Genomic DNA, 15,940 nt, shown 5'->3' on the forward strand with positions numbered 1-15,940 from the left:
CGGTGAGGGGCGGAGTGGCCTGATCCGACCGCCGGGGACATAACGGCGCGCGGTGCGGAGGAAGTCCTTGTACGGTGTAAGGGAGATTTCCCTTACACCGTACAAGGAGTCCCGTTGACGGCGACGACCGCCGAGAACCCGAACCCCGCCGCCCCGTCCGGTGGCGGCCACCCGCAGCGCTGGTTGATCCTCGGCGTCATCTGCCTCGCCCAGCTGACCGTGCTGCTCGACAACACCGTCCTGAACGTGGCCATCCCCTCCCTCACCAGGGAGTTGGACGCCTCGACCGCCGACGTCCAGTGGATGATCAACGCCTACGCGCTCGTCCAGTCCGGCCTCCTCCTCACCGCCGGCAACGCCGCCGACCGCTACGGCCGCAAGCGCATGCTGCTGACCGGCCTGGCGCTGTTCGGCCTGGGCTCGCTCGCCGCCGGTCTCGCGCAGAGCTCCGCCCAGCTCATCGCGGCCCGCGCGGGCATGGGCGTCGGCGGGGCGCTGCTGATGACCACGACCCTCGCGGTCGTCGTCCAGATCTTCGACGACACCGAGCGCGTCAAGGCCATCGCCATCTGGTCGACCGTCAGCTCGCTCGGCTTCGCCGCCGGCCCGCTGCTCGGCGGCTTCGTGCTCGACCACTTCTGGTGGGGTGCGATCTTCCTGATCAACCTTCCGGTCGCCGCGCTCGGCCTGGTCGCGGTAGCGGTCATGGTCCCCGAGTCCCGGCACGGGCAGGGCGACCGGCCGGACCTGCTGGGCGCGGTGCTGTCCACGATCGGCATGACCGCCCTCGTGTACGCGATCATCAACGGTCCCGACCACGGCTGGCTGTCCGGCCGCGTACTGGTCGCCGTGTCGGTGGGCCTCCTGGCGACGGGGGCCTTCGCGTTCTGGGAGCTGCGCACCCCGTACCCGATGCTGGACATGCACTTCTTCCGCAACCAGCGGTTCGTCGGTGCCGTCGCGGGCGCGGTCCTCGTCGCGTTCGGCATGACCGGGTCGCTGTTCCTGCTGACCCAGCACCTGCAGTTCGTCCTCGGGTACGACCCGCTCGACGCCGGCCTGCGGACGGCGCCGCTCGCGCTGACCGTCGTGGTGCTCAACCTCAGCGGCGTCGGCGCCCGCCTGCTGCCGAAGCTGGGCACTCCCCTCACGATCGCCCTCGGCATGGCCCTGGTCTCGGGCGGCCTCGCGTCGATCGCCCTCCTCGGTTCCCGCGGTTACGGCGGGATGCTGCTCGGCCTGGTCGTCATGGGGGCGGGCGTCTCCCTGTCGATGCCGGCCATGGCCAACGCCATCATGAGCGCGATCCCGCCGGAGAAGGCGGGCGTCGGAGCCGGTGTCAACGGCACGCTCGCCGAGTTCGGCAACGGCTTGGGCGTGGCGGTGCTGGGCGCGGTGTTGAACGCCCGGTTCACGGCACTCGCCTCGGTGACCGCCGTGTCGCTGCCGGCGGCGCTGGCGGCGGCCGACGGACCGGCGGAGCGCACCCGGATCGCGGACGCCTTCGCTGCCGGTCTGGAGACCAGCCAACTCGTCGGCGCGGTCGCGGTCCTGGCGGGCGGCCTGCTCGCGGCGCTGCTGCTGCACCGCGCGGAGAGGGGTGGGAACGCCCCGGCATAGCATCGGCGGCACGGAACGAGGAGGAAGCCATGGTGGCGGCAGCCGACCGCGACACGAAGCGTCCGGCGCGCATGAGCGTCTGGCTGGACGGGAAGGCCGCGCCGCGCGGGCGCCGGGCGGGCGGCGACCAGCCGTCCGGCCTGGACCGCGTACGCATCACGGCGGCGACGGTACGGCTGTTGGACGCGGAGGGCCTGGCGGGGTTCTCCATGCGCCGGCTGGCGGCCGAGCTGAACGTCACCGCCATGTCGCTCTACTGGTACGTCGACTCCAAGGACGACCTGCTGGAGCTGGCGAGCGACGCGGTGGCCGGCGAGGTCGTCCTCCCGGACCTCGACGGGGACCCGGGGGCCGACTGGCGCGACCAGTTGCGCTGCCTCGTCCGGGGCTACCGCGCCCTGCTGGTCGCCCACCCGTGGCTGTCGACGCTGGTGGGCCGCTTCCTCAACATCGGACCGAACTGGACGGGGCTGTCCCTGTGCGTCCAGCGGCTGATCCGCCGGACGGGCCTGCCGCCCGAGCGCCAGGCGGGCGGCATCGCGGCGGTCTTCCAGTTCGTGTACGGCTTCGGCACGATCGAGGGCCACTTCCGCCAGCGCTGCGCGGAGGCGGGTCTGACCCAGGACGAGTACTTCGCCCACGCCATGGATGCCGTCCGCAGCCGACCGGAGCTGAACCCCGTCATGGAGGCGGGGCAGGAGATGGTGGAGGCGCGCGGCGGCGAGACGGTCGACGACATGCGCGACCGCGACTTCGAGTCCGCCGTGGAGTTGCTGATCGCGGGCATCGAGGCCCAGGCGGGCCGCTAGGAACGGCGGGCGCCGGGATCGGCGAGGGGCGTGGTGCGGGCCGCTCGTGGGACGTGCGGGGCGCGCACGGCGGCCCGGGACCGCAGGAGGCGCGGCTCGCCGGCGCCCGGACGCGGGGCGGGGACGCGCGTCCGGGCCGGGCAGCGGTACGACGGTGCCGAGGGGCGGCGGAACTCCGGGCGGCGGGGGCCCTGAGCACCGAGGACTTGAGCACGGAGGGCTCTCCGGGCATCGGAGGACCCCGGCCACCGGCGGACCCCGGCGGACCCGGCGGCGCCGAGGACCCGGCGGAGGCCCGGCGTCGCCGTCCTTCCGCTGTGCCGCCCGAGGCCCGTGACGCCTCCGGGCGGCGGCCCGCCCGGAGGCCCGGGAGCCACGGGGCCGGTGGGCTCAGTGGTGCGCGCTCTTCAGGGCGACCTCCCGGATGAAGAACGTCACCAGGAGGGCGAGCAGGGCGAACGGCGCCGAATAGAGGAAGACGTCGGCCACCGCGTGCCCGTACGCGCTCTCCACCACCCCGCGGACCGGCGCCGGCAGGGCGTCCAGATCCGGAATGCCGCCGCCGGCCGTGCCGCCGTGGCCGGGGGCAGCGCCCTTCGGGCCGAGGGCGGCCAGGCCCTCCGTCACGTACCGCGTGACCCGGTCGCCCAGTACGGCGCCCAGCGCGGAGACGCCCACGGCGCCGCCCAGCGAGCGGAAGAACGTGACGACCGACGACGCGGCGCCCAGGTCCTGCGGGGCGACCTGGTTCTGGGTGCACAGGACCAGGTTCTGCATCACCATGCCGAGGCCCAGTCCCAGCACGGCCATGAACACCGCCACGCGCCAGTACTCGGTGTCGTACCGGATGGTGCCGAGCAGGCCGAGGCCCGCCGTCACCAGGGCACCGCCGCCGACCAGCCAGCCCTTCCAGCGGCCCGTCCTGGTGATGGCCTGGCCGGAGACCGTCGACGAGACGAAGAGCCCGGCGATCATCGGGATGGTCATCACACCGGACATCGTCGGCGACTCGCCCCGCGCCAGCTGGAAGTACTGGCTGAAGAACACCGTCCCGGCGAACATCGCCACGCCCACGAACAGCGAGGCCAGCGAGGCGAGCGCGATCGTGCGGTTGCGGAACAGGCGCAGCGGGACGATCGGCTCCGCGGCCCGGGACTCGACGGCGAGGAACAGCGCGCCGAGCAGCGCCGAGCCGCCCACCATCGCGGCGGTCTGCCAGGACGCCCAGTCGTACCTGTCACCCGCGAAGGTGACCCAGACGAGGAGGAGCGACACGGCGGCGCTGATCAGGGCGGCGCCCGACCAGTCGACCCTCACCTCGCGCCTGGCCACCGGCAGGCGCAGCGTCCTGTGCAGGACGAGCAGGGCCAGGACGGCGAAGGGGACGCCGACGTAGAAGCACCAGCGCCAACCGAGCCCGTCGGTGTCCGTGATCACTCCGCCCAGCAGCGGGCCGCCGACCGTCGCGACCGCGAAGACGGCGCCGAGGTAGCCGGAGTACCGGCCGCGCTCGCGCGGGGGGACCATGGCGGCCAGCACGATCTGCGCGAGGGCGGAGAGACCGCCCACGCCTATGCCCTGGACGACCCGGCAGGCGATCAGCATGCCGGAGCTCTGGGACAGGCCCGCCACGATCGAGCCGGCGACGTAGACGACGAGGGAGAGCTGGACCAGCAGCTTCTTCGAGAACAGGTCCGCGAGCTTGCCCCACAGCGGTGTCGTCGCGGTCATGGCGAGCAGCGACGCCGTCACCACCCAGGTGTAGGCGCTCTGGCCGCCGCCGAGGTCGGTGACGATCTCCGGCAGGGCGTTGGAGACGATCGTCGACGACAGGATGGCCACGAACATGCCGAGCATCAGCCCGGACAGTGCCTCCATGATCTGCCGGTGCGTCATCGGCGTACCGGCGGTCCCGTCGGCGTCGTCCCGCACTCCGGGCGGTGTGGTGGTGGCCATGTGCTTCCTCACGCGTGCGTCGTCTGCTTCGTCTTCGGTTTCTGCTGCTGCTCCGGCTTCGCCGCGGGGCGCCCGGGTCCGGTCGGCCGCGCCCGGCGCGCCGGGCCGCCCCCGGTTCCGCGGCCGGTCCGCGGCAGGCCGCCGGGGGTTACACGGGCCGTGCTGGACGGAGGGCCGGGGTGCGGGGGGCGGGAGCGGTGCGGGACCGGGCCGGACGGAGGCCCGTACCGGCCGGTGCCGCGGCGTCGGCGACGTGCCGGCCGGTCGCGGATGCGTGGACGGCGAGGAGGCCGCCGGACCGGTCCGGGCGCGTTTCCCCGTACCGGCTCGGCGGGCCGGTACGGGGCCCGCAGCGACCGGGCGGCCGGCGGCGAGGGGCCGTACGGCGGCGCGCCCGGCGATCCCCGAGGCGCCGGTCCGGCGGGCCGGTCCGCCGGATCGGCCGCGTGCCGCCACCGCACCTCCATACCTCGTTGCTTAGGGCAACGTTATGGCCGCGTGACTGCGGCGGGCAAATGAAACGGGGTGTATGCGGCCAAAGAACCGGCAAAGAAAGACCGGGGTCTCCCGGAGGGCTCCCGGAGTGGGACGGGAGGGCGCGGTTCGCTAGGGTCCTGCCCCATGGCACACAACCCGCACGCCCCCCAGGGCCCCCAGGGCAACTCCCACGACCCCGCGGGCTCGACCCAGATGTTCCGCGCCTTCGTCGACGAGGGCGCCCCGCAGCGTCAGCCGCAGGCCGCGGGCCGGTCGGCAGGCCCCCGCGTCGGGCTGATCGTCGGCCTCGTCGTGGCGGCCGCGGTCGTCGCGGCGGTCGCCTGGCTCGCGCTGGGCTGATCCCCGGGCGCCGGTCGCCCCGGGTGACCGGCGCCCCGCCGTCCCGCCGCGGCCGGTACTGGGGCGCGTCCGTACCGAACCACCCACCGGTACGCGCGGGTCCGCTTGCCGGCACCGACTCGGGTACCGGTGCGTCCGCGTGGGTGGCGGTACGTCCGTGTCCGTACCGGCGCGTCCCGGGCCCGTCTGCGCGCCGGCGTACGGGCGCGCGTGCGCCGATGTCCCGACGCCCCGACGCCCGCATGCGGAGGGGCCGGCGGGTCCGGCGCCTCTCCGCCCCTCGCCGCCGGCCCGGTCCGGTCCGCGCGTCCGCGGGCCGGACCGGCGGCCGGCGGTGCTCAGTCCGAGATGAGGCCCTCGCGCAACTGCGACAGCGTGCGCGTCAGCAGGCGGGAGACGTGCATCTGGGAGATGCCCACCTCCTCGCCGATCTGCGACTGCGTCATGTTGGCGAAGAACCGCAGCATGATGATCTGCCGTTCCCGTGCCGGGAGCCTGGCCAGCAGCGGCTTCAGCGACTCCCGGTACTCGACGCCTTCGAGCGCGCTGTCCTCGTAGCCGAGGCGGTCCGCCAGGGAGCCCTCCCCGCCGTCCTCCTCGGGCGACGGCGAGTCGAGCGACGACGCGGTGTAGGCGTTCCCCACGGCCAGGCCGTCGACGACGTCCTCCTCCGACACGCCGAGAACGGCGGCGAGTTCGGGCACGGTCGGGGAGCGGTCGAGCTTCTGCGACAGCTCGTCGCCGGCCTTCGTCAGCGCCAGCCGCAGCTCCTGGAGGCGGCGGGGCACCCGCACCGACCACGAGGTGTCACGGAAGAAGCGCTTGATCTCCCCCACGACCGTCGGCATCGCGAACGTCGGGAACTCCACGCCCCGTTCGCAGTCGAACCGGTCGATCGCCTTGATCAGCCCGATCGTGCCGACCTGGACGATGTCCTCCATCGGCTCGTTGCGGGAGCGGAAGCGGGCGGCCGCGTACCGGACGAGCGGCAGGTTGAGTTCGATGAGCGTGTCGCGCACGTACATCCGCTCCGGGCTGTCCGCCGCCGCCCCCGCCGCGTCCAGCGCGCGGAGGCGGAGGAACAGGGAGCGGGAGAGCGTGCGCGTGTCGATGGCTCCCGAGGTGTCGGGAAGCGCGGCCGGCTCGCTCTGCGTCAGCGTGAGAACCTTCGAGCTGCCCTGTTCTGCGGACATGCCACCCCCTTGAGGTCGCGGACGGTCGCGAGGGGCCGCGACCATCGGAGGAACGCAGCCTCCACGTGAATACCGGTACCGAGACTGCGGCAAACGCGGTTCCCGCAGAATGTCACATATCGGCAACGCGCTGTAGTGACTTGTCGACATGGAAGCGATGATTCCGTGGGATAAACAAGGGATCTGCGGCTTTTGGAACGGCTGTTCGCGGACAGGTCGGGTGGCGGAGGTATGGCCCGCTCCGGTCAGGCGTCGATCCTGTTCGCGGATCTCAGGCGGGCGAAGCTGCGTGCCAGGAGCCTCGACACGTGCATCTGGGACACCCCGAGTTCCTGGCTGATCTGGGACTGCGTCAGGTTGCGGTAGTAGCGGAGCATCAGGATCCGCTGTTCGCGTTCGGGCAGTTGCACCAGCAGGTGCCGCACGAGGTCCCGGTGCTCGACGCCGGCGAGCGCGGGGTCCTCGTAGCCCAGCCGGTCGAGCAGGCCGGGCGGTCCGTCGCCTTCCTGCGCCGCCTCGAGCGACGTCGCGTGGTACGAGCGCCCGGCCTCGATGCAGGACAGGACCTCCTCCTCGGAGATCTTCAGGCGCTCGGCGATCTCCGCGGTCGTGGGCGACCGGCCGTGCAGGGTGGTCAGGTCCTCGGTGGCGCCGTTGACCTGCACCCACAGCTCGTGCAGCCTGCGGGGGACGTGGACCGTGCGGACGTTGTCGCGGAAGTACCGCTTGATCTCGCCGACGACCGTGGGCATGGCGAAGGTCGGGAACTGCACGCCCCGGTCGGGGTCGAACCGGTCGATGGCGTTGATCAGTCCGATCGTGCCGACCTGGACGATGTCCTCCATCGGCTCGTTGCGGGAGCGGAAGCGGGCGGCCGCGTACCGGACGAGCGGCAGGTTCGCCTCGATGAGGGCGGCGCGGACGCGGGTGTGCTCGGGGGTGCCGCGCTCCAGCTTCTTCAGCTCGCCGAAGAGGACCTGGGTGAGTGCGCGGGTGTCGGCGTTCCTGCGGATGCGGGCGTCCTGCTCGGGGGCGGGCTCGCAGGTCCCGACGGGTTCGCTCTGCGGCTCGTTCTGGGGTGGTACCTGGTGAGGCGTGGTACTGGCCGGCACGTTCACGCCACCCCTTCACGGCTAGCGGTCGATTTCGGTCAAGTCGTCCGTCAAAAGCGGTCATAGCATCACAAGACATGTCCGCCGTGTGCAAGCACCCCATAATGCCGTGTTGGAGGGCGCGGGCGGCCCCGACGGGAGGAGCCCCGCACCACAGGGGCACGGGGCTCCTCCCGTCGGGCCGCCGTGGAGGCGTCAGAACTCGTAGTCCGCGACCACCCATGTGGCGAACTCGCGCCACTGCTCGGCGGCCGCCCGGTGGGCCGGGTGCTCGATGTACCGCTTGAGGGCGTCCAGGTCGTCGACGGCGGAGTTGATGGCGAAGTCGTACGCGATCGGCCGGTCCGTGATGTTCCAGGCGCACTCCCAGAACCTCAGCTCCGGAACGACGCCCTCCAGCTCCCGGAAGGCCCGCACCCCCGCCTCGACGCGCGGCTCGTCGCGCCGCACGCCCTCGTCGAGCTTGAAGAGGACCAGGTGGCGGATCACTCGTGACTCCTAGGAGATGAGGGCGGTCATGAAGTCGCCGACCGCCTGGGCGGCGCTCGAGATCCCCTCGAAGCCTATCTGGACGAGTTCGGCGGCACGCTTGGGAGACGCGATGATCGTGTAGAGCACGAAGACGGCGAGGACGTACAGCGTGACCTTCTTCGCCTGCACCATCGTCCCCGGCTCCCCGTCTTTCCTGTGATCCCCTCGGCGGTCGGGTGAGTCTAACCGAGCGTCCGAAGGCCGGGGCAGGGAAGATCGGGGCCGGCACCGCCCTCCGGGGNNGGGGGGCGCGGGTGCCCGGCCGCACCGCGCCGGACGGGCGCACGTCGGGCGATCGCCGTGAGGCGGTCGGCGCGAGACGGTCGCGGGGGCGGCGGACGGCGATCGGGAGGGGAACCGGAACGCAGGAAGCGGAAGAGGCGCGCGGCCCGATGAGCCGTGCGCCTCTTCCGTCAGCGGTAGCGGAGGGATTTGAACCCTCGGTGACTTGCGCCACACTCGCTTTCGAGGCGAGCTCCTTCGGCCGCTCGGACACGCTACCGAGGCAGAGCTTAGCCCAAAGGTGCCCCGACGAAGAAATCCGTATCGGACCGGGCCGCAGGCGTGCGGAAATGCCCGGAGCCGGTCCTCAGCGGCCCCGGAAGAAGCGGGTGAGCAGTCCGGCGCACTCCTCGGCCAGGACTCCGTGGATTACCTCGGGGCGGTGGTTGAGCCGCCGGTCCCGTACGAGGTCCCACAGCGAACCGACCGCGCCCGCCTTCTCGTCGGCCGCGCCGAACACCAGCCGGTCCACCCGGGACTGGACGAGGGCGCCCGCGCACATCACGCACGGCTCCAGCGTCACCACGAGCGTGCAGCCGGTGAGCCGCCACTCGCCGAGCCGTTCGGCGGCGCGGCGGAGCGCCAGCACCTCGGCGTGCGCGGTCGGGTCCCCGGTGGCCTCGCGCTCGTTGTGACCGGTCGCGAGGAGGGTGCCGTCCGGGCCGAGCACCACCGCACCGACCGGCACGTCGCCGGCCAGCGCGGCACGCTCGGCCTCCGCCAGCGCCTGCTCCATGGGCACCCGCCAAGGAGTGCGCACGGGGTCGGGGGCGCCTTCGAAGACGCCGTCGGACACGGGGCCGGGCACCGCGGGCCCGCTCGTCGGAGGGGCGGGCACTAGCGGACGGTCTCCAGTACCTCGGAGGCTCCCAGCGCGTCCGCGATCTCGGTGAGCGCGTCGGTGCCGAGAGCCAGGAGCTCCTTCTCCGACATGCCCAGGTCGTCCAGGATCAGCCGGTCGCCGACCGGCTCGGCGGGCACGGTCCCGGCCGCCGCCTCCGTGTCCTCCTCCGTGTCGTCCGGCTCCCCGTCCTCGGTGCCGTCCAAGTCCAGCGCGTCCAGGTCGGCCGTGTCGTCGGCCCGGTCGTCGCCCAGCAGTTCCCTGGTCAGGATCTCCCCGTACGAGGAGCGGGCGGCGGCGGCCCCGTCCGACACGAAGAGGCGAGGGTCGTCCTCGCCCTCCACACGGACGATGCCGAACCACGCGTCCTCCTGCTCGATGAAGACGAGCACCGTGTCGGCGTCCGGCGAGGCTTCGCGGGCCAGGTCGGTCAGATCCGCCAGGGTCTCCACATCGTCGAGCTCTGTGTCGCTCGCTACCCACCCGTCTTCGGTGAGCGTGAGCAGTGCGGCGAAGTACACCGTGACTCTCCCACTGATCAGAGGTGTGACGATCGGGCGGCACGCTCCTGAATGCCCCGCCCACCCGGCATCGTGGCAGACGCGGGGCCTTGAGGAGAGGTGTTCCGCTCTTGCGTCGTGCACCAGTCTGAGCCCGCGACCCGGTCGGCGCCACGCCACCCCCGTCCTCCCGGGCCGGATGCCGACATGATCGGGAAGGGCGCGGCGAGGTGCCGGCCGCGGGTCCGCAGGGAGCCTAAGCAGGCCGTGTGACCGGCGGGCGACGAACTGGTGTGCGGTATGTCACCGGCGGCGGTCCGGCTGTCGTACGGAGTGTCGTCCGCCGCGGCCGGGGCGGGCGGCGCGGGCCTGCGACACCCGGGCGGAGCGCACCGGAGCGCGCCGGATCACCAGCGGAACGTCCGCATGCGCATCGCCTGCCGCATCCGCGCGGCTCTGGCGCGGCGCGGCTGGACGCGTTCGCGCAGTGCCCGCGCCTCGTTCAGCTCGCGCAGGAACCGCGCTCGGCGGCGCCTGCGCTCCGCGTCGTCCACTGTCCGGCGGTCACCGGATTCAGCCTGGTCAGGCATGGACACCACCACCCCGGGGAGCGTTCGTCCGACTCCACCTTCCCTCGCCCGGGTGGGTTGATGCCAGTGCGGGCTACTGTGGTGCGCATGCGGATCCACGTCGTCGACCACCCGCTGGTGGCGCACAAACTCACCACCCTGCGTGACAAGCGCACCGATTCCCCCACCTTCCGGCGGCTCGCCGACGAACTGGTCACCCTGCTCGCGTACGAGGCGACGCGCGACGTGCGCACCGAGCAGGTGGCGATCGAGACGCCGGTCACCGCGACGGCCGGGGTCAAGCTGTCGCACCCGCGGCCCCTGGTGGTGCCGATCCTGCGCGCCGGGCTGGGCATGCTCGACGGGATGGTGCGGCTGCTGCCGACCGCCGAGGTCGGGTTCCTCGGCATGATCCGCAACGAGGAGACGCTGGAGGCGTCGACGTACGCGACGCGGATGCCCGAGGACCTGTCCGGGCGCCAGGTGTACGTCCTCGACCCCATGCTGGCCACGGGCGGCACGCTCGTCGCGGCGATCCGCGAGCTGATCCGGCGCGGCGCCGACGACGTGACGGCGGTCGTCCTGCTGGCGGCCCCCGAGGGCGTCGCGGTGATGGAGCGCGACCTGGAGGGCGCCCCGGTGACGGTCGTCACCGCCTCGATCGACGAGCGCCTCAACGAGCACGGCTACATCGTCCCCGGCCTGGGCGACGCCGGCGACCGGATGTACGGCGCGGCGGAGTAGCCCGGACCCGGAGGGGCGAGTGCCCGGCTCCCGTAGGGGCCGGGTACGCCCCCGGCTCGGCGGTCCGGAGCGCCGGGGGTGCGTCGTCCTGGCACGGGTGGAGGAGCGGCCCCGCGCTGGGCGGTGCGGGGCGGTGCGGGTGGAGGCGTTCGGTTCGGTGCGGGTGGCTCGGGCGGTGCGGGTGGAGGCGTTCGGTTCGGTGCGGGCTTGGCGCCGCCGCTACCGGGACTCCGGGGCGCAGTTCGCGGGCTCGGGGCTGGGTTCGGGGTGCAGCAGGCCGGTCATCGAGGCCGTCGCGTCCTGCGGGGCGGCCAGGGACCTGAACGCCGTGCCGATGATCAGGTCCACGTCCGCGGTCGCTCGCCTGTCGGTCCTGGTCGCGGCGCCCTTCAGGTGCGTGCCCAGGACCGGGAAGGCGCCCTTCACGGCGCCCTGGGAGCCGAGCAGAACGCCGGTCCCGGGCACCTTCTTGTCGTAGGCGGCCGGTGCGTTGCCGACCTTGCCGACCGTGAAACCGCGCTTCCTCAGCTCGTCCGCGGTGGTCTTCGCCAGTCCGGTTCGCGTCGTCGCGTTGTAGACGTTCACGGTGATGTCGGCCGGCTTCGGGAAGGCGGCGGGCCGTACGGCGGGAGAGGGGCTCGCCGGCTTGCAGGTTTTGGCGGTCGCGGACCGCGCCGTGCTTCCGTCTCCACCGCCGAACACGTCGATGAGCTGGAACGTCCCCCAGCCGGCCAGCCCGAGCGCCGCGACCGCGGCGACGCCGGCGACCACGATCCGGCCGCGGCGGGGCCGGCGCATACGGGGGTACGCGGTGCCCGTGACGCGGTACTTTCCGCCCATACCGGGGGGAGTGAGCATGCTCATGGGCGCAGCGTAGTGCGGCCCGGTGAGTATGCCTACTAAACGATCAGCTGCTGAGGGCCGGACGGGTGGCGATCGTCCCGAACGGAGTCGCCCCCGAAGCCGCTCAGTCCAGCTCCAGCACGCGCGCGTGCAGTACCTGCCGCTGCTGCAGGGCCGCGCGCACGGCGCGGTGGAGGCCGTCCTCGAGGTACAGATCGCCCTGCCACTTCACGACGTGCGCGAAGAGGTCGCCGTAGAACGTCGAGTCCTCGGCGAGGAGCGTTTCGAGGTCCAGCTGGCCCTTGGTGGTGACGAGCTGATCGAGGCGGACCGGACGCGGCGCGACATCCGCCCACTGCCGGGTGCTTTCCCGGCCGTGGTCGGGATACGGCCGCCCGTTACCGATGCGCTTGAAGATCACACGGAAAGCCTACCGGGCAAGCGGCACCCGGCGCAGCCAGGAGAGGACGGATGCCCCCTCGAGGGGGACGCGGCGGCTGTGCTCGGTGTGACGGCGGGGGAGGAAGGGACCGGATGGGACGGTCTCGGTGGGCGCGACGGATGCGGCGGCCGGGAGGGGAGTCCCGGTCGTGTGTCCCGGCCGGCGGGGGCGGTTCGGCTGTCCGGGAGCCGGGCCGTCACCGGGCCGTCACCGGGCCGGAGGGGCACCGGGCACCGCGCCGCCACGGGGTGTCGGTCCGTGGCGGCGCGGCGGTCACCGGTGTGTCACTCGGTGACCTCGTGGTCGTGGTCGTCGTGGAGGCCGCCGCCGCTGCCCGCGTCACCCTCGGTCGGGACGAACTCGACCGGCTTGCCCAGCGAGCTCAGGTCGTGGGCGTAGGTGCCCACGGAGTTGGCTATGACGTCGATGTTGACGTCGAAGGCGGTCATGTCGATGTTGTCCAGGTTGTCGCACGCCGCGTGGTAGCAGGGGTCGTACGCGGTCCCGGCGGTCCCGCCGAACTTCTGCGCCTGCTCGGCCGTCTTGATGCCCTCGGCACCGGTGAACGTGCCGCCGGACGGGATGCCCACCTCGATGAACGGGCCGTAGTCGGAGCGCCCGGTGAAGTCCGTGCCCTCGCGCGGGTGGCCCTTCCGGTCGAGGAACGCGTTGATGTCCCGCTCCAGTTGGGCGGAGCCCGCCGGGCCGGCGGGGGCGCCGACGCCGTCGGAGTCGTCGCCGTCGTAGACGAACAGGCCGTAGTTCGGCGAGGCGATCATGTCGAAGTTCAGGTAGAGCTTGATCTCCTTGCGGCCGAGTTCGTCGAGGGCGCCGACATAGTGCTCGGAGCCGAGCAGGCCGTTCTCCTCCGCGCCCCACCAGGCGAACCGCACCTTGTTGGTGGTCTTGTCCTTGTGCTTGGCGAACTTGAGGGCCACGTCGAGCAGACCGGCCGAACCGGAGCCGTTGTCGTTGATGCCGGGACCGGCGATGACCGAGTCGAGGTGGGAACCGAGCATCACCGTGTTCGCGGCGTTGCCCCGCTGGGTCTCGGCGATGACGTTCCGCGTGGTCCGCTGCTCGTGGAGCTGGCGGACCTCCATGTTCACCTCGACCGGGCCGGCGGCCACGGCGGCGGCGAGCGCCTGGCCGTCCGCCTTCGAGATGCCGCCCGTGGGGATCTTCGCGGCCTCGGCGGAGCCGAGCGTGCCGCTCAGGACGCCGTCCACGTTGTTGTAGATCAGGGCGCCCACGGCACCGGCCGCCGCGGCGTTTGCCTGCTTCACCGCGAACGTGCAACCGCCGCGCTGGACGAGCGCGATCCTGCCGGTGAACGCGTCCGCGGCGAAGTCCGACGGCTCGCAGCCGTGCGAGCCGTCCGCGTCGACCGGCACACCGGCCAGCTCGGCCTTCGTACCGCCGACCGGGGTCGACTTGGTGTAGGTCAGCGCGGAGACGGTGACGCCGCGGGGCGAAGGCGAGAGGACGGCCAGCTTCTCCGCCAGCGTCTCCGTGTACATGAAGGGGAACTCCTGGTACGAGACGTCGTACCCGGCCTTCTTGAGCTGCTGGTACACGTACGCCGCCGAGGCGTCGTAGCCGAGCGTGCCCGCCGCCCGGTTGCCGCCGGCCGTGTCGGCTATCTGCTGGAACTTCCGCAGGTGCTGGTGGGCGCTTTCGGCGGAGGCCGATTCGACCAGCTTGCCGGCGAGCTTCGACGCCTCCTTGGCCGGGGTGGCGCGGTCGGCGGCGGCAGGGGAGGCCGAGGCCAGCAGGAGCGGGGTGGTGAGCGCGGCTGCGGCCAGGGCGGCCACGGCTCTGCGAGAGGATGCGTTCACAGAGGTCCTTCCCATACGAACGGGGGTTGAGGGGAAGCTAGCCATCAACCGTGCTTCTGGGAACAGGTCTCCCACAACTCGTCTCGCTTTTTCATACTCTTCTCGGAGGCTGTGGGTAACTCGCCGGGAGGATTTCCCTCGGCCGGTCACTCTGGGCACATGGGTGAACCACTGGTGCGACTCGTCCTTCGCGGCCCCGTCCGCGTGCTTCGACTCCTGTCCCTCCGCACGGGCCTCCACCGGCGGCGGGAGCCCGGCGAGGGCCGCGGCCGGCCGGTGGCGGGCGGCCTGCCCGTACGGCCCGGCCGCCCCCCGTCGGTTCCGGACCACCTGCGGGGCGGTACGCGACGGAACCCCGCCCTCCGTGGGTCGGCCTCCGGCCGTGCCCGGCCGGAGGCGGTCGCGTTCCGCCGGACGCCTGCGGACGGCGTCGCCGCACCCGCCGGGGTGGTGGCCCGGTCGCCGGAGGCGCCGCGCGGCCGGTTCGGGAGAGCGGTGTGCGGTCGGTTCGGCGGACGGCGGCGCCGGCTCGCCAGGGAGGCGCCGGGTATGCGTGTCGGTGTGCGTGTCCGGGGCGTCGACATCCGTGCGGCCGGTGGCGTCGCACGGACCGGAGAGCGCTCACTTCCCGGGGGCTCGTCAGTCCGGCGTGCCGGTGGGCGCTGCCGCCGGGCCGTGCGTGAGGAGGGGATCCTCCCCGGCCCGCGGAGCGGTGCGGCCCCCGGGGACGCGGATGCTCGTGGACCGGTGACCGTGCGCGGGGCGGGAGCCCGTGCGGCGGCTCGTGTCCGCGAGGTCACGGGAGCGTGTGGTCCCGGGCGAAGCGGTCCAGGGCTGCGCGGACGTGTGCGCGTGTCGTCTCCGTGCTCAGGTGGCCGGAGTCCGCCACGACGGTCAGTTCGGCGTCCGGCCACGCGCGGGCCAGTTCCCACGCGGTGGTGAGCGGGCTGCTCAGGTCCAGTCGGCCGTGGACGAGGACGCCGGGGATGCCGGCGAGCCGGTGTGCGTCACGCAGCAGGGCACCCTCCTCCAGCCAGGCGCCGTGGGAGAAGTAGTGCGCGCAGATGCGGACCATGGCGAGACGGTCGGCGTCCGGCCTGTCCGCGTACGGGGCACCCGCCCCCTCCGGGGACACCACCGCGTCCTCCCAGGCGCACCAGTCGGCCGTCGCCTTCTCCCGCACGGCCCGGTCGGGATGGCCGGTCAGGCGGGCGTACGCGGCGACCAGGTCGGCGGCGGTGTCCGCGTCGGTGCCGGAACCTTCCCGGAAACGCTCCCAGGCCTCCGGGAAGAACCGGCCCACGCCTTCGTACAGCCAGGCGATCTCGGAGCGGCGGGTCGTCGTGACGGCCGGGACGACGATCTCCGTGACGCGATCCGGGTGGGCCTCGGCGTACGCCAGCAGGAGCGTCGAACCCCACGAACCGCCGTACAGCAGCCAGCGGTCGACGCCCAGGTGGACGCGGAGCCGTTCCATGTCGGAGAGGAGGTGGTGCGTGGTGTTGACGGTCAGGTCGGCGGCGGGATCGCTCGCGTGCGGAGTGCTGCGACCGCAGCCGCGCTGGTCGAACAGGACGACGCGGTAGCGGGCCGGATCGAAGTGGCGCGCGGCGCCCCGATGGCTGCCGGAACCGGGCCCGCCGTGGACGACGAGGGCGGGCTTGCCGGAAGGGGCGCCGTGGGTCTCCCAGTGGAGGAGGTTGCCGTCTCCGACGTCGAGCGTCCCCTGCTCGTACGGCTCGCTCTGCGGGTACACGCCGATCCCCTTCCGAGTGCGACAGTCCTGTCACGTTAGCGGTCGTGATCCCGTCCGGCCACGGTCC

General features: G+C 72.8%; 16 protein-coding genes and 1 tRNA gene. 4 read left to right on the forward strand and 13 right to left on the reverse strand.

Going from position 1 to position 15,940, the window contains the following annotated elements; all coding sequences use genetic code 11:
• The first annotated feature begins 114 nt into the window (after positions 1-114).
• Together MW084_RS14440 and MW084_RS14445 are read left to right on the forward strand one after the other, a co-directional pair.
• Positions 115-1,620 carry an MFS transporter gene (locus MW084_RS14440; protein WP_010467949.1) on the forward strand — a complete coding sequence of 502 codons (1,506 nt, stop codon included), beginning with the start codon at positions 115-117 and terminating at the stop codon, positions 1,618-1,620.
• A gap of 29 nt (positions 1,621-1,649) precedes the next feature.
• The gene (locus MW084_RS14445) at positions 1,650-2,429 is read left to right on the forward strand and encodes a TetR/AcrR family transcriptional regulator (protein WP_010467951.1); all 780 of its coding nucleotides are present in this window, start codon (positions 1,650-1,652) and stop codon (positions 2,427-2,429) included.
• 390 nt (positions 2,430-2,819) lie between these two features.
• Here MW084_RS14445 and MW084_RS14450 read toward each other — a convergent pair whose 3' ends face one another.
• Positions 2,820-4,325: an MDR family MFS transporter gene (locus MW084_RS14450; RefSeq protein WP_476718378.1), complete on the reverse strand. Its 1,506-nt coding sequence runs from the start codon at positions 4,323-4,325 to the stop codon at positions 2,820-2,822.
• 681 nt (positions 4,326-5,006) lie between these two features.
• Between MW084_RS14450 and MW084_RS14455 the strand changes: the two genes are divergently transcribed.
• Positions 5,007-5,222, forward strand: a complete 216-nt coding sequence (locus MW084_RS14455) for a hypothetical protein (RefSeq protein ID WP_010467956.1) — start codon at positions 5,007-5,009, stop codon at positions 5,220-5,222.
• Positions 5,223-5,560: 338 nt separating this feature from the next.
• Here MW084_RS14455 and MW084_RS14460 read toward each other — a convergent pair whose 3' ends face one another.
• From MW084_RS14460 to MW084_RS14495, 8 genes are all read right to left on the reverse strand, one after another.
• Positions 5,561-6,415 carry an RNA polymerase sigma factor SigF gene (locus MW084_RS14460; RefSeq protein ID WP_010467958.1) on the reverse strand — a complete coding sequence of 285 codons (855 nt, stop codon included), beginning with the start codon at positions 6,413-6,415 and terminating at the stop codon, positions 5,561-5,563.
• Positions 6,416-6,660: 245 nt separating this feature from the next.
• The gene (locus MW084_RS14465) at positions 6,661-7,527 is read right to left on the reverse strand and encodes an RNA polymerase sigma factor SigF (protein WP_029553227.1); all 867 of its coding nucleotides are present in this window, start codon (positions 7,525-7,527) and stop codon (positions 6,661-6,663) included.
• 195 nt (positions 7,528-7,722) lie between these two features.
• Positions 7,723-8,016 carry a Dabb family protein gene (locus tag MW084_RS14470; RefSeq protein ID WP_010467962.1) on the reverse strand — a complete coding sequence of 98 codons (294 nt, stop codon included), beginning with the start codon at positions 8,014-8,016 and terminating at the stop codon, positions 7,723-7,725.
• A gap of 9 nt (positions 8,017-8,025) precedes the next feature.
• Positions 8,026-8,190 carry a hypothetical protein gene (locus tag MW084_RS14475; RefSeq protein WP_010467964.1) on the reverse strand — a complete coding sequence of 55 codons (165 nt, stop codon included), beginning with the start codon at positions 8,188-8,190 and terminating at the stop codon, positions 8,026-8,028.
• Positions 8,191-8,475: 285 nt separating this feature from the next.
• Positions 8,476-8,560 (reverse strand) — tRNA-Ser (locus MW084_RS14480).
• An 87-nt stretch (positions 8,561-8,647) separates the two neighbouring features.
• Positions 8,648-9,076 (reverse strand): tRNA adenosine(34) deaminase TadA, encoded by a 429-nt coding sequence (gene tadA, locus MW084_RS14485; RefSeq protein WP_078571312.1) that lies wholly within the window; start codon positions 9,074-9,076, stop codon positions 8,648-8,650.
• 101 nt (positions 9,077-9,177) lie between these two features.
• The gene (locus tag MW084_RS14490; protein ID WP_010467968.1) at positions 9,178-9,702 is read right to left on the reverse strand and encodes a tRNA adenosine deaminase-associated protein; all 525 of its coding nucleotides are present in this window, start codon (positions 9,700-9,702) and stop codon (positions 9,178-9,180) included.
• A gap of 386 nt (positions 9,703-10,088) precedes the next feature.
• Positions 10,089-10,271, reverse strand: a complete 183-nt coding sequence (locus MW084_RS14495) for a hypothetical protein (RefSeq protein ID WP_029553229.1) — start codon at positions 10,269-10,271, stop codon at positions 10,089-10,091.
• Positions 10,272-10,358: 87 nt separating this feature from the next.
• Between MW084_RS14495 and upp the strand changes: the two genes are divergently transcribed.
• The gene (gene upp / locus MW084_RS14500) at positions 10,359-10,994 is read left to right on the forward strand and encodes a uracil phosphoribosyltransferase (protein WP_010467972.1); all 636 of its coding nucleotides are present in this window, start codon (positions 10,359-10,361) and stop codon (positions 10,992-10,994) included.
• Between the two features lie 219 nt (positions 10,995-11,213).
• On the opposite strand, the gene MW084_RS14505 is transcribed toward upp, so the two are convergent.
• From MW084_RS14505 to pip, 4 genes are all read right to left on the reverse strand, one after another.
• On the reverse strand, positions 11,214-11,858 hold the full coding sequence (locus MW084_RS14505) for a LytR C-terminal domain-containing protein (protein WP_039828566.1): 645 nt from the start codon (positions 11,856-11,858) through the stop codon (positions 11,214-11,216).
• Positions 11,859-11,961: 103 nt separating this feature from the next.
• The gene (locus tag MW084_RS14510) at positions 11,962-12,258 is read right to left on the reverse strand and encodes a type II toxin-antitoxin system VapB family antitoxin (RefSeq protein ID WP_003999914.1); all 297 of its coding nucleotides are present in this window, start codon (positions 12,256-12,258) and stop codon (positions 11,962-11,964) included.
• A gap of 305 nt (positions 12,259-12,563) precedes the next feature.
• Positions 12,564-14,132, reverse strand: coding sequence for a M28 family metallopeptidase (locus tag MW084_RS14515; protein ID WP_275563625.1), 1,569 nt, complete (start codon positions 14,130-14,132; stop codon positions 12,564-12,566).
• A gap of 781 nt (positions 14,133-14,913) precedes the next feature.
• Positions 14,914-15,873: a prolyl aminopeptidase gene (gene pip / locus MW084_RS14520; protein WP_010467983.1), complete on the reverse strand. Its 960-nt coding sequence runs from the start codon at positions 15,871-15,873 to the stop codon at positions 14,914-14,916.
• Between the last annotated feature and the right edge of the window lie 67 nt (positions 15,874-15,940).

Origin of the sequence: Streptomyces sudanensis (assembly GCF_023614315.1) — a bacterium.
In the GTDB taxonomy this organism is placed as follows: domain Bacteria; phylum Actinomycetota; class Actinomycetes; order Streptomycetales; family Streptomycetaceae; genus Streptomyces; species Streptomyces sudanensis.

Coding starts and splice junctions, on each gene's coding strand:
- tadA (WP_078571312.1), bottom strand. CDS start 9,076: ATGGAGCAGGCGCTGGCGGAGGCCGAGCGTGCCGCGCTGGCCGGCGAC.
- MW084_RS14475 (WP_010467964.1), bottom strand. CDS start 8,190: ATGGTGCAGGCGAAGAAGGTCACGCTGTACGTCCTCGCCGTCTTCGTG.
- upp (WP_010467972.1), top strand. CDS start 10,359: ATGCGGATCCACGTCGTCGACCACCCGCTGGTGGCGCACAAACTCACC.
- MW084_RS14505 (WP_039828566.1), bottom strand. CDS start 11,858: ATGAGCATGCTCACTCCCCCCGGTATGGGCGGAAAGTACCGCGTCACG.
- MW084_RS14460 (WP_010467958.1), bottom strand. CDS start 6,415: ATGTCCGCAGAACAGGGCAGCTCGAAGGTTCTCACGCTGACGCAGAGC.
- MW084_RS14495 (WP_029553229.1), bottom strand. CDS start 10,271: ATGCCTGACCAGGCTGAATCCGGTGACCGCCGGACAGTGGACGACGCG.
- MW084_RS14455 (WP_010467956.1), top strand. CDS start 5,007: ATGGCACACAACCCGCACGCCCCCCAGGGCCCCCAGGGCAACTCCCAC.
- MW084_RS14445 (WP_010467951.1), top strand. CDS start 1,650: ATGGTGGCGGCAGCCGACCGCGACACGAAGCGTCCGGCGCGCATGAGC.
- MW084_RS14450 (WP_476718378.1), bottom strand. CDS start 4,325: ATGACGCACCGGCAGATCATGGAGGCACTGTCCGGGCTGATGCTCGGC.
- MW084_RS14515 (WP_275563625.1), bottom strand. CDS start 14,132: ATGGGAAGGACCTCTGTGAACGCATCCTCTCGCAGAGCCGTGGCCGCC.